General features: G+C 31.7%; 17 protein-coding genes and 2 riboswitches. Of the genes, 11 read left to right on the top strand and 6 right to left on the bottom strand.

Annotated features, from left to right (window positions below):
- Positions 1 to 342 precede the first annotated feature (342 nt).
- From B2217_RS06150 to B2217_RS06125, 6 genes are all read left to right on the top strand, one after another.
- Complete coding sequence (locus B2217_RS06150; protein ID WP_180905511.1) at positions 343 to 786, top strand: cytochrome c oxidase assembly factor Coa1 family protein; 444 nt, start codon at positions 343 to 345, stop codon at positions 784 to 786.
- 75 nt (positions 787 to 861) lie between these two features.
- A riboswitch (cobalamin riboswitch) is annotated at positions 862 to 1046 on the top strand.
- 99 nt (positions 1047 to 1145) lie between these two features.
- Positions 1146 to 3143 (top strand): TonB-dependent receptor, encoded by a 1998-nt coding sequence (locus tag B2217_RS06145; protein WP_291122203.1) that lies wholly within the window; start codon positions 1146 to 1148, stop codon positions 3141 to 3143.
- The gene (locus B2217_RS06140; protein ID WP_280038185.1) at positions 3140 to 4276 is read left to right on the top strand and encodes a YncE family protein; all 1137 of its coding nucleotides are present in this window, start codon (positions 3140 to 3142) and stop codon (positions 4274 to 4276) included. Before B2217_RS06145 ends, B2217_RS06140 begins: the two co-directional genes overlap by 4 nt.
- A gap of 9 nt (positions 4277 to 4285) precedes the next feature.
- Positions 4286 to 5425, top strand: a complete 1140-nt coding sequence (locus B2217_RS06135; RefSeq protein ID WP_291074684.1) for a PKD-like domain-containing protein — start codon at positions 4286 to 4288, stop codon at positions 5423 to 5425.
- A 76-nt stretch (positions 5426 to 5501) separates the two neighbouring features.
- Positions 5502 to 6368: a DUF4465 domain-containing protein gene (locus B2217_RS06130; protein WP_291122202.1), complete on the top strand. Its 867-nt coding sequence runs from the start codon at positions 5502 to 5504 to the stop codon at positions 6366 to 6368.
- Between the two features lie 77 nt (positions 6369 to 6445).
- The gene (locus tag B2217_RS06125; RefSeq protein WP_291122201.1) at positions 6446 to 8008 is read left to right on the top strand and encodes a DUF5074 domain-containing protein; all 1563 of its coding nucleotides are present in this window, start codon (positions 6446 to 6448) and stop codon (positions 8006 to 8008) included.
- A 57-nt stretch (positions 8009 to 8065) separates the two neighbouring features.
- On the opposite strand, the gene B2217_RS06120 is transcribed toward B2217_RS06125, so the two are convergent.
- Positions 8066 to 8527, bottom strand: coding sequence for an Lrp/AsnC family transcriptional regulator (locus tag B2217_RS06120; RefSeq protein WP_038336827.1), 462 nt, complete (start codon positions 8525 to 8527; stop codon positions 8066 to 8068).
- 109 nt (positions 8528 to 8636) lie between these two features.
- Positions 8637 to 8772: riboswitch (cobalamin riboswitch) on the top strand.
- 88 nt (positions 8773 to 8860) lie between these two features.
- On the opposite strand from B2217_RS06120, the gene metE reads away from it, so the two are divergent.
- Positions 8861 to 11182, top strand: a complete 2322-nt coding sequence (gene metE, locus B2217_RS06115; protein ID WP_291122200.1) for a 5-methyltetrahydropteroyltriglutamate--homocysteine S-methyltransferase — start codon at positions 8861 to 8863, stop codon at positions 11180 to 11182.
- Positions 11183 to 11267: 85 nt separating this feature from the next.
- Here metE and B2217_RS06110 read toward each other — a convergent pair whose 3' ends face one another.
- Together B2217_RS06110 and B2217_RS06105 are read right to left on the bottom strand one after the other, a co-directional pair.
- On the bottom strand, positions 11268 to 12209 hold the full coding sequence (locus B2217_RS06110; protein WP_291122199.1) for a hypothetical protein: 942 nt from the start codon (positions 12207 to 12209) through the stop codon (positions 11268 to 11270).
- Between the two features lie 6 nt (positions 12210 to 12215).
- On the bottom strand, positions 12216 to 12752 hold the full coding sequence (locus tag B2217_RS06105) for a GNAT family N-acetyltransferase (RefSeq protein WP_180905503.1): 537 nt from the start codon (positions 12750 to 12752) through the stop codon (positions 12216 to 12218).
- An 86-nt stretch (positions 12753 to 12838) separates the two neighbouring features.
- Between B2217_RS06105 and yiaA the strand changes: the two genes are divergently transcribed.
- Entirely contained in the window at positions 12839 to 13228 is a 390-nt protein-coding gene (yiaA, locus tag B2217_RS06100; protein WP_038336823.1) for an inner membrane protein YiaA, read from the top strand.
- Positions 13229 to 13480: 252 nt separating this feature from the next.
- Here yiaA and leuS read toward each other — a convergent pair whose 3' ends face one another.
- Entirely contained in the window at positions 13481 to 16336 is a 2856-nt protein-coding gene (gene leuS / locus B2217_RS06095; protein ID WP_291122198.1) for a leucine--tRNA ligase, read from the bottom strand.
- Between the two features lie 110 nt (positions 16337 to 16446).
- Between leuS and B2217_RS06090 the strand changes: the two genes are divergently transcribed.
- Positions 16447 to 16848: a hypothetical protein gene (locus B2217_RS06090; protein ID WP_038336819.1), complete on the top strand. Its 402-nt coding sequence runs from the start codon at positions 16447 to 16449 to the stop codon at positions 16846 to 16848.
- A 2-nt stretch (positions 16849 to 16850) separates the two neighbouring features.
- Here B2217_RS06090 and B2217_RS06085 read toward each other — a convergent pair whose 3' ends face one another.
- Entirely contained in the window at positions 16851 to 17879 is a 1029-nt protein-coding gene (locus tag B2217_RS06085) for a sensor histidine kinase (protein WP_291122197.1), read from the bottom strand.
- A 9-nt stretch (positions 17880 to 17888) separates the two neighbouring features.
- Positions 17889 to 18569, bottom strand: coding sequence for a response regulator transcription factor (locus tag B2217_RS06080; RefSeq protein ID WP_280061925.1), 681 nt, complete (start codon positions 18567 to 18569; stop codon positions 17889 to 17891).
- A 148-nt stretch (positions 18570 to 18717) separates the two neighbouring features.
- Here B2217_RS06080 and B2217_RS06075 point away from each other — a divergent pair, with 148 nt between their 5' ends.
- Both B2217_RS06075 and B2217_RS06070 read left to right on the top strand, forming a co-directional pair.
- Positions 18718 to 21537 carry a TonB-dependent receptor domain-containing protein gene (locus B2217_RS06075; protein WP_291122196.1) on the top strand — a complete coding sequence of 940 codons (2820 nt, stop codon included), beginning with the start codon at positions 18718 to 18720 and terminating at the stop codon, positions 21535 to 21537.
- Between the two features lie 35 nt (positions 21538 to 21572).
- Positions 21573 to 22739, top strand: coding sequence for a hypothetical protein (locus B2217_RS06070; protein ID WP_180905500.1), 1167 nt, complete (start codon positions 21573 to 21575; stop codon positions 22737 to 22739).
- The last annotated feature ends 154 nt before the right edge of the window (positions 22740 to 22893 follow it).

The following is a 22893-nucleotide window of genomic DNA, read 5'->3' as shown; positions in this document are numbered from 1 at the left end:
TTTTTATTAAAAGCCTCAAGATTATTTTCTTGAGGCTTTTTTTATGGTTATACTTTTTTGTAAAATGTATTAAGTAAAATGTAAGTTCTACGTCTAACGCATCAACTATGTTTTATAAAACAAGAACTAACTCAGAACTTACTACTCAGAATTCGAAAACACCCGTATAATCTACTCAAGAGGATATTTTAACTTCTATTCCTTTAAGTCTTAAATCTTACGTCTTATAACTTAAGATTCTTCACTTCACTACGTTCCAAGTAACAATATTGTTTTTGTTTATAATTTAAATTTAACAAGCGAACGCCCAAATTTATTATCTTTACTCAAAACCTAAACATTATGGAAGAAAATCAGTATGATAATCAATTGTTACCAAAGGAAAGTTGGTTTAAACGTAATTGGAAATGGGTAGTGCCTATTGGCTGTTTGTCGTTTGTGATTTTATTTTTTGCGTTGTTAATTGGAGGTGCTTTTTGGGGTTTTAGTAAGTTAACTTCGGATAGTGATGTGACAAAACATGCAATTAATATTATTAATCAAAATCCTGAAGTTCAGCAGAAATTGGGTACTGATGTTAAGACGGATGGAATGTTTAGTGGAAATATTTCTGTTTCGAATAATACAGGAGAGGCGAATATTTCTGTTCCGATAAAAGGTACAAAAGGTTCTGGAACTGCAATTATTGTTGGAGAGAAAGAATTTGATAAATGGAATTATGAAAAGATCGCTGTACAGGTTGATGAAACGGGTGAAGTGATCGAAATAAATAAAGTAAAAGAATAAGCTAACGAATGAGTTAGCTTTTTTTGTTTAGCTATTATTGATAAAGATTTAATTGTTTATTCAAAATAATAATTTTACTTTTGATTAACATTTGGTGCGAACTTAACCGTTCGGTAACAGGGAATCAGGTGAAAATCCTGAACAGACCCGCTGCTGTAAGCTCCATTTTTTTTAGATACATATATCCACTGTTCATAAAATGGGAAGGATTTCTAAAAAAGGAGTAAGTCAGAAGACCTACCAAAATGATAAATGTTGAATGCTTTCGGGGACTAAAGCGTGAAGTTCAAATTTTGGATAGGTTTATCCTTTCAATACTTCTTCATACACTCTCGTTAGCAACAATTGATTATTGCTAAATGAGAAATCTAAAAACTATAATTATTTGTTGCAGCTTGATTTTGCTTTCATGTCGCATTGCCTCTGCGCAAATTATTCATGATAGTATTTTAGAGCTTCAGCAAGTTAATATCTTAAAAAATAATATAAAAGCCGTTGTTCCTGTTCAGGAATTGAAAGGAGCGGAACTAGAGGCTTTAAATAGCCATTCTGTGGCAGATGCTGTTCGTTTTTTTGCAGGTGTACAAATCAAAGATTACGGTGGAGTTGGAGGTTTAAAAACTATTGATGTTCGTGGGATGGGCTCTCAACATGTTGCAGTTTTTTATGATGGAATTCAATTGGGAAATGCGCAAAATGGAATTGTCGATTTAGGGAAATTTTCTTTAGACGATATGGAAGTGATTTCTTTATATAATGGTCAAAAAAGTAATATTTTTCAATCAGCGAAAGATTATGCTTCTGCTTCTGCTATTTATCTTCAAACCAAAAAACCTGTTTTTATTGGTGATAAAAAAACAAATGCTACACTCCGTTATAAGCTAGGTTCGATTCAATTAATCAATCCTTCAATTCGTATTGAACAAAAAATTACGGATAGATTATCAGCTGTTTTGAGTGCTGAATATGTTAAAACTAATGGTGTATATAAATTCCGTTATCAACGCAAAAATTTGGATGGAACAACTGCATACGATACAGTTTTGAAACGTAGAGATGGACAAGTTGATGCAAAACGTTTGGAATTAGGATTGATTGGAAAAGGAAATCAATCGAATTGGAATGTAAAAGGATATTTGTATGATTCGGATCGTGGAATTCCTGCTGCAATTGTTCGTGGTCGATTTGATGGACGTGGACAAACTTTGGTTGATCGAAATTATTTTGTTCAAGGAAAATATGAAAAACGATTTAGAAATTTTCAATCGAAAATAAACGCAAAATTTGCTTACGATTTCACTCATTATACAGATACAGTTTCAACAGTAAAAACAGAAAATAAGTACACACAACGCGAGTTTTATGTGTCTTGGGCAAATCTTTATTCGATTACAGATAATTGGGATGTGAATGTTGCAACAGATTATCAGTTTAATAATATGGGAGCAGATTTAAAGAATTTTTCTTTTCCTACTCGTCATACAAATCTTGTAGCGTTCGCGTCTACTTATCGTCTTGGAGGTTTGAGTTTACAAGGAAGTTTATTAGGAACTTTTGTAAAAGAATCAGTAGAAATGAACACAAGTGCTCCAGATAAAAATGTATGGACGCCAACAATTATTGCCAACTATCAACCATTTAAATCTCATGATTTTAATGTCAGAGCATTTTACAAACGTATTTTTAGAATGCCAACGTTCAACGATTTGTATTATACAAATATTGGTTATTCTAATCTTCGACCAGAATATTCAACGCAATATAATGTTGGTTTTAACTATTCTAAAACAACTCCAAATTTCTTAAAAAATATTACGATTCAAGCCGATGCTTTTTATAATGAAGTAACTGATAAAATTGTTGCTGCGGCTTCAGGAAGTTTGTTTCGTTTTACGATGCTCAATTTGGATGAAGTTAGAATAAAAGGGTTGGATGTTAAAATTCGTTCAGCATTCCAACTAGGAGAAATAGAAGTTTCACCAATGCTTAATTACGGTTTTTTGCAAGCCTTAGATTATTCGAATTCGAAAAAAAGTTACTACAAAAATCAAATTCCATATACTCCAAAACATAGTGGCTCTTTTGTTTTAGCTGCTTCTTATAAAACGTGGAATTTTAATTACAGTTTTATTTATGTTGGAGAACGTTATAATGTTCATCAAGATAATATTAAAATAAACCATCTTAATCCTTGGTTTACAAATGATTTAGGAATACATAAAGAATTTAAGTTGAATCAAAATTTGTTCAAAGTTTCTTTTGAATTAAATAATATTTTGAATCAGCAATATGATGTGGTTTTAAATTATCCAATGCCGGGAAGACAATTCAAACTAATACTAAGCGCAAACTTATGAGAAATTTCAAACAATTATTCGTCTGTTTTTTAACAGCAATCACTTTTTATGCTTGTCAACAAGACACTTATTTGATCGAGAAAGAGGAAGAAGGTGTAACCAATCCCGAAAAAACTGATGTCGTTGGTTTTTATTTGCTTAATGAAGGAAATATGGGAAGCAATATGGCTACGGTTGATTACATGGATTTTACAACAGGAACTTATAATAGAAACATATATGCAACCGTAAATCCTACTATGGTAAAGGAATTGGGTGATGTTGGGAATGATATCAAAATATATGGAAATAAGTTATATGCGGTTATCAACGTATCAAATTTTATCGAAGTAATGGATGCAAGAACAGCCAAACATTTGGGAACAATTCCTTTGGAAAATGGACGTTACATCACGTTTGCAAATGGTAAAGCGTATGCATCTTCGTATGCTGGTCCTGTTACGCTTGATCCGAAAGCGCCTTTGGGAAAAGTGGTCGAAATTGATACGATTAATTTATCGGTTACACGACAAGTGACGGTAGGTTATCAGCCAGAAGAATTAGAAGTTGTTGGGAATAATCTGTATGTAGCAAATTCAGGTGGTTATCGAGTTCCTGAGTATGATAAAACAGTTTCTGTGATTGATTTATCAACATTTAAAGAAACCAAAAAAATTGATGTTGAAGTAAATCTTCATCGCTTAAAAAAAGATGCAGATGGTGATTTATATGTGACTTCTCGTGGTGATTATTACAACGTTCCTTCAAATTTATATGTGTTAGATAGTAAAACGCATCAAATCAAAAAGAAATTTGATATTCCTGTTTCTAACTTTACGATTGTTGATAACAAACTCTATTATTATTCAAACGAATTTAGTTACACAACTTTCGAATACACAAAAACTTATGGCGTAATTGATACTAAAACAGAACAAATTATTAACAAAACATTGGTCAATGATCCTGTTATTAATGAAATTGAAACGCCTTACGGAATTGCTGTAAATCCTCAAACCAAGGATCTTTTTCTAACCGATGTCGGAAATTATGTTTCGATGGGTTACATCTATTGTTTTGATAAAAATGGTGCTTTTAAATGGAAAACTGCTGCCGGAAATATTCCAGCTCATTTTGCTTTTGTCTATAAATAAAATTTACATATGAAATATTCTAAAATCTTACTAACCGCACTAAGTTTTGCTTTGATACAAAGCTGTAGTGATGATGAAAACATTATCGAGACAAATCCTGATAATGCTACTTTACAAGCATCTTATGATGCAACACGCTTAAAAATTGTTCCAATCGAACCAACTATTGCAGGTTTCGAGAATGCAACATATACATGGAAACTTGGCAATGAAATTATAGGAAATGAGAAAACTTTAGGTTTCGTTTCTGATAAAGTTGGTGCTTATGATTTGACATTAGAAATAAAATCAGGAACTACATCTAAAACAGTTAAAACGAAGGTTAATGTTACACAAGAATCAGCAACTTATAGTAAATACATTTCTCAAGTCTTTGATTTTTTACCTTCAGTTGGGCAATTTACCAATAAACTTCCTCTCTTTGAAGCAGGTAATACACAAGCAGAAATGACGACTAAAGCAGGCAAAGAATTGATAGGAAAAGAAACGGGTATGATTTCTTTAGGAGGATACGGAGGATATGTGGTATTTGGTTTTGACCATACAATTATGAACCAACCAAACAAACGCGATTTTAAAGTTTTAGGAAATGGTTTTGCTGGATCTTCTGAACCTGGAATTGTGATGGTAGCATATGATAAAAATAAAAATGGAAAACCAGATGACGATGAATGGTACGAAATCGCAGGAAGTGAGTACACGAATCCAAATACAATAAAAAATTATAGTATTTCTTATCAAAAACCAACTGAAGAAGATAAAATACCTAATCCTGAATATGTAAAATGGACAGATAATCAAGGAAATTCAGGTTATAAAACTAAAAATAGTTATCATAAGCAATCATATTATCCATTGTGGTTTGGTTCGGATCAGTTAAAATTTACAGGTACACTTTTACCTAATAATTATACCGAAAACAATGGAATTTGGAAAGGAAAACAATACTCATATGGTTATGTAGACAATGCACCAAATAACAGCGAAGATTCAAATATTGATATTGATTGGGCTGTTGATAAAAATGGTAATCCTGTTAAATTATTAGGAATCGATTTTATCAAAGTTTACACAGCAACTAATCAAGAAGCAGGTTGGTTAGGCGAAATTTCAACAGAAGTAATGGGTGCTTACGATTTACATCTATAATTAACACTAAATATTTTTTATAAACCGTCGAGTTGTTACGATGATGAGACGGTTTTTTTACAATTATTTCATCAATATGAAGACTATAAATTTACAATTTGCAAAAAAACTTTTTTTTAATCTATTAATCATCGCGTCATCTATCACATTTTTGTCATCATGTAATGATGATGATTATAAAAATGAGGTAGTTGAGTTAAAAAAATACCAAACATTAGATGTTTCTAAGTTCGATCTTTCGAAAGGAATTTCAACTTCTGGAGGTAAAATTTGGGAAGGAACATATAAAGAAGATACAGATTTAATTTTAGGAATTTTCAAACTAAAGCATACTGCTTGGCCCGAATATTTAACATGGATGGGATTCACGGTTTCTAATAGTAATGATAATTCTGATCAAATAAAGAATGAAGGAGGTTGGTTAGATAATCAATGGGGAACAATGGCAAAAGGTGGTGCTGACGGACAAGGAACACCTTTTTTGGTTTCTTTTGCAGATCATAAACCATCAGAAAAAGTTTTGAAATATGGAGAAGAAGTTAAGATTGACAGATTTTCTAGTGTAGTAGAAATTTTGGATATGGCGAATAAATATAAAGCCAAAAGTGTAAAATTAGCGATTAGTCCTTGGTCTTACTATGGAATTATGAACGGGGATGCTTATGCAAGAAAATTTGAAAAAGGAGATTATTTCGCTATTCATATTTATGGAGTTTCGGCTAATAAGCAATTAACAACAGAAAAACCTGTGACACATTACTTTGTTGATTTCAGAAATGGAGTAAATAACATTTCAACAACTTGGCAAGATGTTGATCTTTCGTCTTTAGGAGAAGTCAAGTATTTAATGTTTTTCTTAGAAACAACCGATGTAGGAAATTGGGGAGCAAATACAGCATTATACTTTACAATGGATAAATTAAAAGTAGAAAAAATTCAATAAATCTCATTTCTAAATATTTTTATCCGAGGCTGTCATTTTTGGATGATGGTTTCGGATTTCTAAAAAACAAACAATACATGAGAAAATTTTTACTTTCGATTTTTACAATTGCTGCATTTCAAACAAGTTTTGCACAAACAAAAGAATACACAAACGGCGTTTTTATTTTGAATGAAGATTGGTTTGGTCATACAAATGGATCAATTAATTTTATGAATCTAGATTATTCTATCGATTATAATATTTACAAAACTGCGAATACCAATGAAGAATTAGGTGTTACGCCTCCTTTTGCAACAATTTATGGTGATAATTTTTACATTGTTTCGAAACAAGGAAATCGTTTAGTTGTAGTTGATTCGAAAACTTTACAGAAAAAAGCCAGTTTTGAAACAATTGGTGGAGACGGAAGAAGTTTTGTAGGTGTTGATGCTAAAACAGGATATGTAGGAACTTCAAGTGGACTTTATTTGTTTGATATTGAAAACTTGAAATTAGGATCTTTAATTGAAGGTGCTGATAAATTTGGTGCTTTAGCAAATATTATTCGAACTTCTACTTATGTTTTTGCCGTAACTCAAAAGGGTGGAATATTAGTAATTGATCCAAACACTCACAAAATTAAGCAAACGATTGCTGGAAGTTTTATTTCTGTAGTTCAATCTAAAGATGGAAATGTTTGGGGAGCATTGGCAAATAAATTGGTTAAAATAAATCCTGTGACTTTAGAAACTACAGAAATCTCGATTCCAACGAAAACAATTCCGAATACTTGGGGAGCGTGGAATGCAGGAAGTTTTTGTGCATCAACAAAAGAAAATATGATTTACTTTTTCCCAGGTTCTGGTTGGTCTGTTAGTCCTACAATTGTAAAATATGATGTGGATAAAAATGAATTCAATGAGAATTTTGCTACAATTCCTGGTCAAGATACAAATCCTAAACAAATGCCTTATGGAGCAGGTTTGCGTGTAGATCCACGAACAGATGAGTTAATCATCATAACTACAACATCTCAATATAATAAGCACTGGATCCATAAATTTGATAATAAAGGAAATTTAACGAAAACAATTCCTTTGACTGATTATTATTGGTTCCAATCTTTACCTGTTTTTCCAGATAATGCAGCACCAATTATTAATGATTTAGAAACAACTTATCATATCAATACAGCAACAACAATTGATTTGAAAGATAAAGTTTCTGATTTAGATAATTTATCAGCAGCAATTGTAAAAGATTTAGAAATCATTGAAAATGATGATGTAGCAGAAATTTCGATTAATGATAAGGAAGAATTAGTAATTAATCCATTAAAAAATGGAACAGCTAAAATCAAAATTTCTTTCAATTCGAATGGAAAAGTTGTTTCACAAAACATCACAATTTCATCAGCTGTTTTAGGAACAAGTGATCTGAATAAACCATCAATTAATGTTTATCCAAATCCTGTTAACAATGTATTGTTTATTGAAACAAATGAAGCTTCAAAAGCCGAAATTTTCGCTATTACAGGAACTAAAATGACAGAGAAAACACTTCAAAAAGGGAAAAATCAATTAGATGTTTCCTCTTTACCAAAAGGTGTTTACATCATAAAAGTTAACAATTCTACTTTCAAGGTAATCAAAAAGTAGTGTGTTATTTATTTGTGGAAAAAAGGTTGAGCATTGCTCAACCTTTTGTTTTTTTTTTTAAATATTGATTCCGTACGTATTTTTTATTTCAGCCATCACAAAAGAGCTGTGCGTACTCCCGATGCTTTCTAAAGCGCCCAATTTATTGAAAACAAAATCTTGATATTGCTTCATATCCAAAACTTGTACTTTTAAGATAAAATCATATTCGCCCGAAATATTATAACATTCCACCACTTCATCAATCAACAAAATATCTTCCACAAGTTTATTCCCAATCGTGCGATCATGTTGTTTTAGCTTAATGCTGCAAAAAACCATAAAGCCTTTGTTCAGCTTTTCTGCATCCAAAACCGCTCTATAATTTTTGATATAACCTTGTTGTTCCAACCTTTTTATACGTTCAAAAACGGGTGAAGGAGATAAATTAACTAAAGCAGCAATTGCTTTTACTGTCAATTTCGAATCTTTTTGTAGAATTCTTAATAATTCTAAATCGGTTTGATCTAATGTTTCCATCCAAATAATATTCTTTTCAACACGATATTTTATCGTTGTTTAAGTGTTTTGTTTTGTAAAAATATTAATAATAAGTTGTATAATCTTATTTTTTCAAGTTTTACAATCGTTTATTTTGTCTTGTTACATTTGTAAAGAAATAAACAACAAATTATTGGGGAATCGTGTGAGAATCACGAGCTGTCGCGCAACTGTGAGTAATGGAAATTACAAGTCAGATTACCAATAGAAACAAAAGATGATACTTTCGCGATTTGAAGTCTGTCTGTCAAAATAGGTTTACTATTTATCAACTCGCGTTTGTGTTTTTTGAACATTAAAAAAACAATCAAAATGCAAACACAAATTTTAGGTTATCCAAGAATTGGCGCTAACCGTGAACTAAAAAAAGCCTGCGAAAATTATTGGGCAGGTAAAATTGAACTACAAGCTTTATTGCAAACAAGCCGTACAATTACCAAACAAAATTGGGCGCTGCAACAAGCTGCTGGTATAGATTTAATTCCGTGTAACGACTTTTCTTTTTATGATCAAGTTTTAGATTTTACGTTATCAGTTGGTGCAATTCCAGCGCGTTTCAATACGGTTGCGCTAAATAAAAAGAACACCGAATTAGACTTGTATTTTGCGATGGCAAGAGGCTTTCAAAAAGATAATTTAGATATTACAGCGATGGAAATGACAAAATGGTTTGATACCAATTACCATTATATCGTTCCAGAATTTGTAAAAAATCAAGAATTTAAATATTTCTCAAATTCTATCGTAAACGAATTTATCGCTGCAAAAAAAGAAGGTTTTAATCCAAAAACAGTTTTAATTGGACCAATTACTTATTTATTATTAGGAAAAGAAAAAGAAGAAGGATTTGATCGAATTGATTTAATTCAGAATTTATTGCCAGTTTACTTTGAAATTATTCAAGATTTAATCAATCATGGAGCAAATACAATTCAGTTCGACGAACCTTTTTTAGCTTTAGATTTAGATGAAAAATCGAAAACGGCTTATCGAGAAGTTTACAAAAAAATAAGAAAAGAATTTCCTCAACTTACAATTCAGGTCGCAACTTATTTTGATGGATTGAAAGATAATACAGCTTTAGCAATCAATTTACCAATTGATATTTTGCATCTTGATTTGGTTCGTGACGAAAATCAAATCGATGAAATATTGAATCAATTTCCTTCTCAATTAAAACTTTCTTTAGGTTTAGTTGATGGTCGAAATATTTGGAAAAATGATTTTCAAAAATCACTTTCAACCATAGAAAAAGTTGTGAACAAAATTGGAGAAAAACGTGTTATTATTTCAACCTCTTGTTCATTATTACATTCGCCTTGTGATTTAGATTTAGAAACAAATGAAAAAAATCTTCCAACAACAATCAAAGATTGGTTTGCATTTGCGAAGCAAAAATTGGAAGAAGTTGCTTTCTTAAAAAATTATTTTTCAAACCCGAATGACGAAAAATTGATTCAACAATATGAAGTGAATCAATTCTCTATCAATAATAGAAAAAATTCTCAATTAATTCATCAAACTCAAGTTAAAGAACGAGTAAATGCTATAAAAGATGAAGATTATAATCGTGCAAATAGTTTTGAACAGCGAAAAATTGTGCAACAAAATGTGCTGAATCTTCCACCTTTTCCTACGACAACAATCGGATCTTTTCCACAAACACAAGAGGTGAGAAGTTGGCGTGCGAAGTATAAAAAAGGAGAATTATCTGCCGAAGAATATGATGTTTTATTGAAACAAGAAACCAAGCGTACAATAGAATGGCAAGAGGAAATTGGCATTGATGTTTTGGTGCATGGTGAATATGAACGCAATGATATGGTGGAATATTTTGGTGAAAAAATAGCAGGATTTGTCTTCTCTAAAAATGGTTGGGTTCAGAGTTATGGAACGCGTTGTGTAAAACCGCCGATTATTTTTGGTGATGTTTATCGCCCTGTTCCAATGACGGTTTATTGGTCGAAATATGCACAATCTATCACAGAACAAAAAGTAAAAGGAATGTTGACAGGACCGGTTACGATTTTGCAATGGTCTTTTGTTCGAGATGATCAACCAAGATCTACGACGTGTAAACAAATTGCATTGGCGATTCGTGATGAAGTTTCGGATTTAGAAAAAGCTGGAATTAAAATTATTCAGATTGATGAACCTGCAATTCGAGAAGGTTTACCATTGAGAAAAGATGAATGGCAAAATTATTTGAAATGGGCTGTTGATTCGTTTAAATTAGCCTCAAGTAATGTCGATGATTCTACGCAAATTCATACGCATATGTGCTATTCAGAATTCAATGATATTATTCAAAATATTGCTGATTTAGATGCGGATGTCATTACAATTGAATGTTCGAGAAGTCAGATGGAATTATTAAATGCTTTTTCAGATTTCAATTATCCAAATGATATCGGACCTGGAGTTTATGATATTCATTCGCCTCGTGTTCCGTCGAAAGAGGAAATGGTTGATTTGATAGAGAAAGCGGCAAAAGTTATTCCGGCAGATCAATTATGGGTGAATCCAGATTGTGGACTAAAAACGCGTCATTGGGAAGAAACCGAAAAAGCTTTGATTGAAATGGTTGCGGCGACAAAAGAATTAAGAAAAATACATACGCCAAAAGCGATTTAAGCTTAACATCCTACTTTAATGACTTAAGTAGTGTAGTGTTATTTATTTGTGAAGAAAGGTTGAGCATTGCTCAACCTTTTGTTTTTTAATAATAACTTATCGTTCGTTTTACAACATATTTCAATTCTCCATTTGTTGAAATAGAAGCTTTTATCCAATTATTTTTCGAATCATATTCATACGAAACTTGATAAGAAGTTAAAACAGTTTGTCCATTTCGGAAGGATTGTTTTTTGAAGTTGACAATTTCATTTTTCGAATCAAAATCAGCTTGATAAGTCAACGTTTTATTGGTGTCAAATGATTGTAATTTCGAAATATTTCCATTCTCAAAAAACATTATTTTGCTCGAATTTCCAGCAATTTCTTCCTGAAAAATAGGTGTTTCTTTATCGTAAATATAATACGATTTTCGTCCTTTTTTTCCATCAAAAGAAGTCATTTCGTCCAAAACCAATAAACCATTTTTGTTATACGTCAAATTATTTTCACTAATCGTAGAACCTTCCACTTTTGTGGTGATTTTATCCAACTTGTTCGAATAATTAAAAATCGTTTCATAACTCGATTTTGATGATTTTCCTTCAATCTTTTCTGTCAAGTTTATCAACCGATTTTTATTGTCATAAACAAAGTCTTTGTCAGAAGCAATTCGTTTTAGATCTTCACCATTGTTAATAACTGTATTCGTTTGTTTATCAATAAAATTAGAGTTATTGTAGTCGTAATTAACATAGTTATAAACAGCTAATTTTCCTTGATAATCTAAATAATTTGTTCGCTTTATTAACAATCCTTTTTGATTAAATTCTAACGAAATTTGATTGTAAAACTCATTCTCCAAAAAAGGTAAAGTTGTGGTATTTCCTTTTGCGTCCGTTGCAGTTGAAGTCACTTTTTCGACCTTTCCTTTCAGATTAAAATCAGCTAAAGTTGTTTTAACTTCATAATCATTCGTCGAAATTTTTTGTGCAAAACTACATGTCGAAACAAGAATTGTACATAAAAGTATAATAGGATGTTTCATGATTAATTATTTCTTCAATTCATACCAAAAGCAATCCAAATCCCACATATCTAGATGAAAAGTTTCAGTGACTTCGAAACCTATTTTTTCTAAAACATTTCTTGATGCTGCATTTTCTGTATGTGTTATGGCATTTAGTTTAAAATCAGTCATATTTTCACGATAAAAATCCATACAAGCTTTCGCAGCTTCTGTCGCATAACCTTTTCCCCAAGTTTCTTTTCGGTAACGATAACCAAAATCTAAGAAATCAAATCGATTATTCATCGCTTCTTTTTCGGTCATGTACTTAAAACCAGTCCAACCAATCATTTTTTCCGATTCTTTCTCCACAACAGCTAATCGTCCATGTCCAAGTTCTTGGTATTGAATCAATAAATTTTCGATGATTTCTCTTGTTTCATCAATCGTTTTAATTGGTTGATTTTTCAGAAATGTATGTACTTCTGGTTGCGAATCCATCTCATAAAAATCTTGCAAATCATCCATCGTAATTGGACGTATGATTAAACGCTCCGTTTCTAATGTTGGTAAATGTTTCATATTTATTGAGTTAAGAATAATCTTTATTGTAAATCAGATTAAATTATTTTTATATTTACAGCTAATCTATTACTAAAATACATAAAATGAAACAACAAAAAGTATCTAATGCTTTTATAGCAGCTTCTTGGATTGCCTTAGGCTCGGGAATGATTGGGTATATTATCGGATTGACGCGCGCCGAAATGGAATTGAACGAGAAAGGTTATTACTTTACCGTTCTTTTATTTGGACTTTTCGCCGTAGTATCTTTGCAAAAAGCAGTTCGAGACCGATTGGAACAAATCCCTGTAACTGATATTTATTACGGAATTTGTTGGTTTGGAACTATTGCTTCAATCACACTTTTAATTATAGGTCTTTGGAATGCAACAATCCTACCTTCGGAGAAAGGTTTCTATGCATTTGCTTTTTTATTGGCAATTTTTGGAGCTATTGCTGTACAAAAAAATACAAGGGACAACATGGCTAATTAATATGTTTTGGGCGTTCCTACGGGCGGGCTTTTCGTTACAATCTTTGCTATTCAGCAAAGGATTTTCACTACAATCCCTAACGCAATAAAAAATAAAATCCTCGCAATTGCGAGGATTTTACTTTTATTTTTGAAACCGTCAATTCGAGTGAAATTCTGAAAGAATTTAGTATCGAGAATAAGGTTTTAAAATTCTGTTCTCGATACAATTTTTATACATTTCATTTCTAAAAATCACTCGAACTGACGAATTTTATCCAACGATATTAATGATTTTTCCAGGAACAATAATAATGTTTTTCGGAGTACGATCACCCAATTGTTTGATTGTACGTTCGTCGTTCATTACAATTTCTTGAATTTCTTCTTTCGATAACGACAAAGGTAATTCTAACAAAAATTTCATTTTACCATTGAATGAAACTGGATATTCTTTAGCATCTGCAATCAACCATTTTTCTTCGAAAACAGGGAAATCTGCATGTGCAATTGACGTTTCATGTCCTAATTTTGACCACAATTCTTCTGCAATATGCGGTGCATAAGGAGAAATAATAATAGCCAAAGGCTCTAAAATTGCACGTTTAGTTGTTTTTAATTTTCCTAATTCGTTTGCAGCAATCATAAAAGTAGAAACCGATGTATTAAAAGAGAAATTGTTTACATCTTCGTCCACTTTTTTGATGGTTTGATGCAACACTTTCATTTCTTCTTTTGTTGGTTCATCTTCCGAAACAAAAAATGTTTCTTCTGTTCCTGAATGATATAATCTCCAGAATTTTTTCAAGAATGAATAAACTCCAGATAAACCTTGTGTATTCCATGGTTTAGACTGTTCAACAGGACCTAAAAACATTTCGTATAAACGTAAAGAATCTGCTCCATATTGATTACAAATATCATCAGGATTTAAGACATTGTAGTAAGATTTTGACATCTTTTCAACCTCACGTCCTGTGATGTATTTCCCATCTTCTAAGATAAATTCTGCATTAGCAAAATCTTCTCTCCAAGTTTTGAATTTTTCTGTATCTAATTCGTCGCCTCCATCTTTTAACAACTTAACATCAATACGGATTGGTGTTGTTTCATGTTGATCTTTCAAAGATTTAGAAACAAAAGTATTTGTTCCATTAATTCTATATGCATAAGCGGTCATTCCCAAAATCATTCCTTGGTTGATAAGTTTTTTTGCATACTCATCCGTTGGAACTAAACCTTTATCGAATAAGAATTTTTGCCAAAAACGAGAATATAATAAGTGACCAGTAGCATGCTCAGATCCACCCATGTATAAATCTACATTTTGCCAATAATCAACAGCCTCTTTAGATACAAAATCGTTGTCGTTTTTTGCATCCATATAACGTAACCAATACCAAGAAGAACCTGCCCAACCTGGCATTGTATTTAGTTCTATTGGGAAAATAGTTTCGTTATTGATTAAAGTATTATCTACAACTTGATTAGTTGTTGTATCAAAAGCCCATTTTGTTGCACGCCCTAATGGTGGCTCACCTTCAGATGTTGGTAAATATTCGTCCACTTCAGGTAAAATAATTGGTAAAGCTTCTGTAGGAATTGTGTAAGGCATCCCGTCCTTGAAGTAAACAGGAACCGGTTCTCCCCAATATCTTTGACGAGAGAAAACAGCTTCGCGTAAACGGAAGTTTGTTTTTCCTTGTCCAAAACTTTTTTCTTCTAAAGCTTCAATCGCTTTTGCAACCGCTTGTTTATAATCTAATCCGTTTAAGAAATCAGAATCTTGTAATTCGAATCCACCTTTTTCTGTAAAAGCAGCTTCAGAAATATCTTGATTTTTGAAAATATTAATAATTGGTAAATTGAAATGATTTGCAAAAGCAAAATCACGTTCATCACCAGCAGGGACAGCCATTACAGCTCCAGTTCCATAAGAAGCCAATACGTAATCACCAATCCAAATCGGAATTTGTTTTCCTGTAAATGGATGAATGGCGTAAGCCCCGGTAAATTCTCCTGTAATATTTTTAGCATCCGCTAAACGATCACGTTCAGAACGTTTTGAAGTATAATCGACATAAGCATCAACTTTTGCTTTGTTTTCTGCTGTTGTAATTTGAGAAACTAAAGGATGCTCTGGCGCTAATGTTACATAAGAAACACCAAAAACAGTATCAGGACGAGTAGTGAAAACTTCAATTTTTTCATCGTTTCCTACAACATCAAAAAAGATTGATGCACCTTGAGATTTACCAATCCAATTTTTTTGAGATTCTTTGATCGGATCTGGCCAATCTAATTTATCTAAACCAGTTAACAAACGATCAGCGTAAGCCGTGATACGCATCATCCATTGTGTCATTTTTTTGCGCACAACAGGGAATCCTCCACGCTCAGATAATCCGTTAATTACTTCGTCATTCGCTAAAACAGTTCCTAAATCTGGACACCAGTTTACTTCTGCTTCTGCTAAGAATGTTAAACGATATTTTAATAAAATTGCTTGTTGTTCTTTTTCAGAATAGGCATTCCATTGCTCTGCTGTAAAGATTTCGATATCATCATCCGCCACAGCGTTTACATTCGCATTACCTTCAGTTTTGAATGTTTCAACTAATTTAGAAATTGATTCAGCTTTATCAGTGGAATTATCATAATATGAATCAAATAATTGATTGAAAATCCATTGTGTCCATTTATAATATTCAGGTTCCGAAGTTCTGATTTCGCGATCCCAATCGTATCCCAAACCAATTTTTTTCATTTGGTTTTCGTATCCAGCAATCACATTTCCTTGTTTATCAACTCCACCTTCGATATTCGTTGTTGTTGTAATCGCAGGATGTTGACCTGTTTGAATCGCATATTGTTCCGCAGGCAAACCAAAAGAATCGTAACCCATTGGGTGTAAAACGTTGAAACCCTTTAATTTTTTGTATCGAGAATAAATATCAGACGCAATGTATCCAAGTGGATGACCTACGTGTAATCCAGCTCCAGAAGGATAAGGAAACATGTCTAATACGTAAAATTTAGGTTTTTCTGATTGATTTTCAGCTTTGAACGTCTTGTCTTCAATCCAAAATTTTTGCCATTTTGGTTCGATTTCATTCGGATTATATTGCATTATTGGAAGTTATATTAAAATTAAATTTATGCAAATTTACATTTTTTATGTATCTTTTAGGATAGAATGGCGATATTTGTACATTAACAATCAACAACTAAACCAAATCCATGAAAAAAGAATTGATATTATATTATATCGGTATCCTTATTTTTTTTACTGTCCTTATTTTTTCTGTTCGTCATATTGTAAATACAACACGTATTTTTGTGGGGTACGAAGATGGTTTTAATCCTATTAATATCAAATGGAATTTTGATAAAAAGGATTCAACACTTCGTGTCAAAGATCCTATTTATGTCAGAAGTGATTATTATTTGATTGATTATAAAGACAAAGCATTCTTAAAAAAAGATACAGTTCTTTATGCTGAACTTTTTGAGGATTCATTGGCTGTAAAAGGAAATGTATTGAATTTGAAACCTCCTTATTTTTTGTGGAAAGAGGCAAAAAACGACACGTTGAAAGTTTTTAAACACAACATTACCTTGAAGTTTACGAAGCGAGAATAGTATTAAGCTTTCTGTAAATAGAACGAAAAAGTAGAGCCTTTTCCTATTTTACTTGTCACATAAATTTTCTGTTTATGAGCTTCTAAAATATGTTTTACAATTGCCAAACCTAATCCAGATCCACCATTGTTACGATTTCGAGATTTATCAATTCGATAAAAACGTTCGAAAATTCGGTCAATGTCTTCTTGTTTTATCCCAACGCCTTGATCTTTTATTGAGATTTGAATTTTATCATCATATTCTTCAAAATCGATGTCAATTTCTGTATTTGGATTAGAATAATTGATGGCGTTTACGATCAAATTGATTAAAACCTGTTGAATTTTCTGAATATCACCTACAACTTTTATTGGTTGATGAATAGGATAATTTAGAGAAATTTTGATGTTATTTTTTTCAGCTTTAATTTCTAATAAATCAATAACGTCTTGTACAAGCGCCGTCAAGTTGAAAACTGAAAATTCGATATTGATTCGTCCACGTTCAAGCTCTGCAATCATGTCCAAATCTTTGACCAAATAAATCAATCGATCAACCGATTTATTGATTCGGTTTAAGTATTTATCGCGAATAGATTCATCTTCAACTCCGCCTTCTATGAGCGTTAACAAATAACCTTGAACCGAAAAAAGAGGCGTTTTTAATTCATGTGAAATATTTCCTAAGAAATCTCTTCTGTAATTTTCTCTCTCATTCAAAACATCAATTTCTTTGGATTGATCTTCTGTTATGGTTGAAATTTTTTGAGAAAGTTCTTCAAAATCCATTGTACTGGATTGAAATTGTGGAATATTTTTCGAGATTTCAGTAAAATCTTTTCTTCGTTGATTTTTTAAAGAAAACCAATAAAATATTGATAATCCAATCAATAAAAGAAGCATTAAACTGATGAAAAATAGTTTTTCTTGGAGAATAAAATCAATATTTCCAAACCATAAAAAAGAGAACAAAACAAATCCTAAAGCCAAGAATAATGTACTGGGAAAGGCAAATAGAAAGATGTTTTGAACTTTGAAAGTTGAAGCCATTACGAGCTTTTAGTCATTTATTTTGTATCCAATTCCTTTGATTGTTGAGAAACGATCGTTCCCAAATTTTTCGCGCAATTTGCGCATATGTACGTCAATTGTACGTCCGCCAACTACAACTTCATTTCCCCAAACTTTCTCCAAAATTTCTTCACGTTTGAAAACACGTTCTGGATTTGAAGCCAACAAAGCAATCAATTCAAATTCTTTTCGAGGTAATAAAAAATCTTGCCCTTGGTAATTTACTTTATATGTTTCGCGGTTAATCTCGAAATTATTCAATTTGATGAATTCGTCTTTTGGTGCTTCGTTAGGTTGTTTTAATTTCAATAAAGCATTTAGTTTACTAATTAAAACTTTTGGTTTGATAGGCTTTAAAATATAATCATTTGCACCAGCATCATAACCAGCTAATTGAGAAAAATCTTCGGCACGAGCAGAAAGAAAAACGACCAAAGTATCTTGAAAAGAATCTAATTTTCTCAACTCTGCACACATTTCCATTCCGTCCATTTGTGGCATCATTACATCTAATAGAATCAAATCTGGGCGAAAAATTTTGGCTTGTTTCAAACCTTCTAGTCCGTTTTGAGCTGTTTCTACTTCAAAACCTTCTTTTTTTAAGTTGTAACCAATGAATTCTAAGATATCTGGTTCGTCGTCAACTAATAAAATTTTAATGTTCTTCATAATTGTTTGTAATAACTAAATAAAATTAGTCGATGTAAAATTAAGCTTAAATTTTAGGAGAAATTAGGTAAAAACATTTCTTAACATTCATTTAAAGTTACGATAATTTCATAACAATTACCTAACAAAACCTTTACAATTTCTAAAAATGTTTTTCATTGGATTGCAGCAACTTTGCCATCAAACAAACACGAATTATACAATCGCAATGAAACGCAATTTAACTTTACTTTTATTATTAGGTTCGGCAGCACTTTTTGCACAGACTAATATTAAATTAGAAGGAACTTTATTTGATCAAAAAACAAACCAACCACTTTCTGAAAAAACTTTTGTGGTTGAAGGATTAAATATTCAAGCAAAAACAGACGATAAAGGTCACTACGAAATTTCTGTTCCAGATGATACGTATCAACTGGATATTAAAGTAGACGGTTATCAATCTGTTTCTCAAAATTTATCAGATTCGAATACATTAAATATGTATTTGAAACCAGAAGATTTAAAAGATACAAAGATTGATTTATCTACAGCTGTTGTAACAGGTAGAAAAGATAAATCTGGAGAAGCTTCTTTACTTAATATTCAGAAAAAATCTGTAAAAATGGTAGAGAATATTGGTGCAGCAGAATTGGATCGTAAAGGTGTAAGTGATGCGGCTTCGGCAGTTGCGAAAATGGCTGGTGTTACAAAACAAGAAGGTACAGGAGATGTTTTTGTACGTGGATTAGGAGACCGTTATAATTATACTTCATTGAATGGTTTACCAGTTCCGTCAGAAAATCCTAGTAACAAGAATATTAAATTGGATTTATTTCCAACAGACGTTATTGATTATATTTCGTTGAGCAAAACATTCAATGTAAGAATGATGGCTGATTTTGGTGGAGCAAATATTGATATTTCATCAAAATTATATGAAGGAAATGGTTTATTAGAAATCGGAACAGGATTAAATTTGAATTCTAACGCGATTACCAATAAAAACTTCAATTTGCAAGATGGACCAAATTGGTTTGGTTTTCAAAAAACGAAAATTCCAGCAAATGCAACAACAGGATATCACTTTACAAATAGTTTCAATCCGCAATCTAAATCTGCCGTAGCGGGAGGTTTTAATATAAAAGGAGGAAAAAGTTACAAGTTTGAAAACGGAGCAAAATTCGGATTCTTTGCAACAGCTGCTTTTGATAACTCAGCTCAAAGTATCGAGAAAGGTTTAGCGGCCTCTGTAAATGCAGAAGGAGCATATTTTAATAACTTTAAAAACTATACTAAAGATAGCTATAATACGAATACTACAGGAATGGTGAATTTGTATTATGATTTTAATCCAAATAATCGATTAAGAGCAAATAGTATTTTTATTAACAATACTTCTCAAAGTTTACAAGAGTATAGAGGTTTTGTTATTGATTTAGTAAATGATGATAATCATGAAGGATTTATACGTAGAGGAACTTACGAAAAAAATCAAGTTTTTGTGAATCAATTATTAGGAGATCATAGATTGGATGATAAATCTGAGTTTCATTGGGGGATTTCTTACAATACTGTGAAACAAGATATGCCAGATCGTTTGCAAAATACGATGCGTTTGGATAAACAAACAGGTCAATATTTTTTAGCAACTCAAGATGCTTCGTTAAGTAACCGTTATTACCAAAATCTTAATGAGAACGAAATTTCGGCAAATTTAGAATATAACCGTGTTTTTGGAGGAGATTTGAAAGATTATAAAGCTAAAGTCTCTGTTGGTTACCAAGGTAGACATAAAGAAAGAGATTTTGAAGCAAATCAATTTAATATGAAGTTTACAAGAAGTGGTATTCAAGCTGATCCAAATAATTTAGACGCAGTATTTAATCAATCAAATTTTGGAGAAGATAAATTGTTTACCATTACTACATTTGATATGGATGGAAATGGAAACTATCGTGCTCAAACTTATAATGGACAAAAAGATATTCAAGTTGGTTTTGTTGAAGTAGAATACAATTTTACAGATCGATTAACAGCAGTTTTGGGCGTTCGTGCAGAATATCTTAAACAAAGCATCGATTGGTACACAGCTTTATCACAAGGTAAAAACTCATTCGATCAATTCGAATTATTACCAAGTTTGATGTTACGTTATAAATTAACAGATAATCAAAACTTGCGCTTCGCTACATCTAAAACATATACACTTCCTCAATTCAAAGAAACAGCCATGTTTGTTTATGAAGATGTGACAGAAACTTTCCGTGGAAATCCAATGTTGTATCCATCGACAAATTACAATGCGGATATTAAATGGGAATGGTTCCCGAAAAGTGGAGAAGTAATCTCTTTAGGAGGTTTCGGAAAATATATTCAAGATCCAATCAATACAACAACAATTGCTTCATCATCTAATGATATTTCCTATGCAAATACAGGAGATTGGGGATATGCAGTTGGTGCAGAATTAGAGGTTAGAAAAGCAATTTTAGATAATAAAACATCGAATCCAGAACAATTAACAGTTGGATTTAACGGAGCTTACATGTATTCTAATCAAGAGTTAGATAATGAGAAAGTGTATAACGAAACTTTGTTCAATGGACAACGAATCAATACCAACTTTACGAATAAAGAAGATGCATTTACAGGAGCTTCAAAATTTATTACAAATGCAGATTTATCTTATTCTAAGAAATGGGCAAGTGGAGGAAGCGTAATGGCAACTGTGGCTTACAACTATTTCTCTGATCGTATTTATGCGCTTGGAACTGAAACAAGAGGAAATCAAGTAGATAAAGGATTTAGCACATTAGATTTCATTTTACGTTCAAAATTGAATAAAAATATCGGAATCAATTTTTCTGCTAAAAACTTATTAAATCCTACAATAGACCGTGTACAAGAGAATTTGAATGGAGATGTAAAAACATTAAGTTATAAAAAAGGAATGAACTTCGGTTTATCTGTTAACTATCAATTTTAAAACAAAATAAAACAAACACAATAAAACATTTAATTATGAAAAAATCAATTTTAAAACTATTTTTAGTAGGTGCATTTTCTACATTAGCATTAACAAGCTGTAGTAATAACGACGATAATGGAGTAGAAGAAACAAATCCTTCTGGCTTTGTTGCGAATCCTGCTGATTTTAAAGGTCAGTTGAAAAGTGGAGATAAAATTACATTAGATGCATCTAAAACATATTATCTAACAGGAGCTTTACAAGTAAATGAAGGAGCAACACTTACAATTCCTGCTGGAACTAAAATTATTGCCAATGGAGGTACTTCATCATACATAGCTGTAGCACAAGGAGGACAAATATTCTCTAACGGAACTTCCTCTAAACCTGTTGTATTTACATCAGAAAAAGGAACTCCAGGATCTTGGGGAGGGATTGTTTTATGTGGTAAAGCACCAATCAACAAAGCAAAATCAGCAACAGCAGAAGTTTCTGAGTTAACATATGGTGGTGATGTAGCAACAGATAATTCTGGTACAATCACATATACTCGTATCGAGTATGCAGGTGCAATTTTTAATAACAAAAAAGAATTTAATGGACTTTCTTTATTTGGTGTTGGTAACGGAACTAAAATAGAATATGTTCAATTATATGCTGGTTCTGATGACGGAATTGAGTTCTTTGGAGGAACTGTTAATACAAAATATATCGTATCAAATGAAAACGAAGATGATCAATTTGACTGGACAGAAGGTTGGGTTGGTACAAACGAATATTGGTACGGAAAAGAAGGTCGTAACAAAGGAAATAGAGGTATAGAGGCTGATAATAATGATAGTAACAATAATTTAACACCATTCTCAAATCCAATTATTAAGAATGTAACTTTAATTGGTTTAGGTAAAGATTATGTAGGAGAAGGTGAAAATCAAGCGATTAAATTACGTCAAGGAACAAAAGGACAATTAGAAAATTTTGTTTTAGCAAACTGGGCAAAAGGTATCGATATTGAGCATGATGTTACTTTAGGTTGGACTTCAAAAGATTTATTAGTTAAAAATGTTCAATTTATTAATGTTAATACAGAATCAAGTGGAAAAACTTCTGCAGGTGCTGCTGTGGATGTAACCAAATTCTATTCAAAAGCTAACAATACTGGAGCTGGAAATGGTGTAGACACACCAACTTGGGCAAAAGGATGGACAGTAGGTCTATAATTAAATCCATATAAAGAAAAAACTTTTCTTATAAAAAAGTTCTTCGTGTTTGTAAATCGCTTTTTTGGGCTCTCCAAAGAAGCGATTTTCTTCTATTATAACTATTTTATTTTAAGTCATTAAAAATAGTTATTTAGTCGTTCCTTAACAAAAC

It is taken from the genome of Empedobacter sp. UBA7620, from assembly GCF_002484185.1.
Classification (GTDB): Bacteria; Bacteroidota; Bacteroidia; order Flavobacteriales; family Weeksellaceae; genus Empedobacter; species Empedobacter falsenii_C.
This window is presented reverse-complemented; position numbering and strand designations above follow the sequence as displayed.

What these genes read in the sequence shown, in the direction of transcription:
- B2217_RS06085 (WP_291122197.1), bottom strand. Translation starts at nt 17,879, where the DNA reads ATGGCTTCAACTTTCAAAGTTCAAAACATCTTTCTATTTGCCTTTCCC.
- B2217_RS06150 (WP_180905511.1), top strand. Translation starts at nt 343, where the DNA reads ATGGAAGAAAATCAGTATGATAATCAATTGTTACCAAAGGAAAGTTGG.
- B2217_RS06105 (WP_180905503.1), bottom strand. Translation starts at nt 12,752, where the DNA reads ATGAAACATTTACCAACATTAGAAACGGAGCGTTTAATCATACGTCCA.
- yiaA (WP_038336823.1), top strand. Translation starts at nt 12,839, where the DNA reads ATGAAACAACAAAAAGTATCTAATGCTTTTATAGCAGCTTCTTGGATT.
- B2217_RS06090 (WP_038336819.1), top strand. Translation starts at nt 16,447, where the DNA reads ATGAAAAAAGAATTGATATTATATTATATCGGTATCCTTATTTTTTTT.
- B2217_RS06145 (WP_291122203.1), top strand. Translation starts at nt 1,146, where the DNA reads ATGAGAAATCTAAAAACTATAATTATTTGTTGCAGCTTGATTTTGCTT.
- B2217_RS06080 (WP_280061925.1), bottom strand. Translation starts at nt 18,569, where the DNA reads ATGAAGAACATTAAAATTTTATTAGTTGACGACGAACCAGATATCTTA.
- B2217_RS06120 (WP_038336827.1), bottom strand. Translation starts at nt 8,527, where the DNA reads ATGGAAACATTAGATCAAACCGATTTAGAATTATTAAGAATTCTACAA.
- B2217_RS06130 (WP_291122202.1), top strand. Translation starts at nt 5,502, where the DNA reads ATGAAGACTATAAATTTACAATTTGCAAAAAAACTTTTTTTTAATCTA.
- leuS (WP_291122198.1), bottom strand. Translation starts at nt 16,336, where the DNA reads ATGCAATATAATCCGAATGAAATCGAACCAAAATGGCAAAAATTTTGG.
- metE (WP_291122200.1), top strand. Translation starts at nt 8,861, where the DNA reads ATGCAAACACAAATTTTAGGTTATCCAAGAATTGGCGCTAACCGTGAA.
- B2217_RS06075 (WP_291122196.1), top strand. Translation starts at nt 18,718, where the DNA reads ATGTTTTTCATTGGATTGCAGCAACTTTGCCATCAAACAAACACGAAT.
- B2217_RS06070 (WP_180905500.1), top strand. Translation starts at nt 21,573, where the DNA reads ATGAAAAAATCAATTTTAAAACTATTTTTAGTAGGTGCATTTTCTACA.
- B2217_RS06140 (WP_280038185.1), top strand. Translation starts at nt 3,140, where the DNA reads ATGAGAAATTTCAAACAATTATTCGTCTGTTTTTTAACAGCAATCACT.
- B2217_RS06135 (WP_291074684.1), top strand. Translation starts at nt 4,286, where the DNA reads ATGAAATATTCTAAAATCTTACTAACCGCACTAAGTTTTGCTTTGATA.
- B2217_RS06125 (WP_291122201.1), top strand. Translation starts at nt 6,446, where the DNA reads ATGAGAAAATTTTTACTTTCGATTTTTACAATTGCTGCATTTCAAACA.
- B2217_RS06110 (WP_291122199.1), bottom strand. Translation starts at nt 12,209, where the DNA reads ATGAAACATCCTATTATACTTTTATGTACAATTCTTGTTTCGACATGT.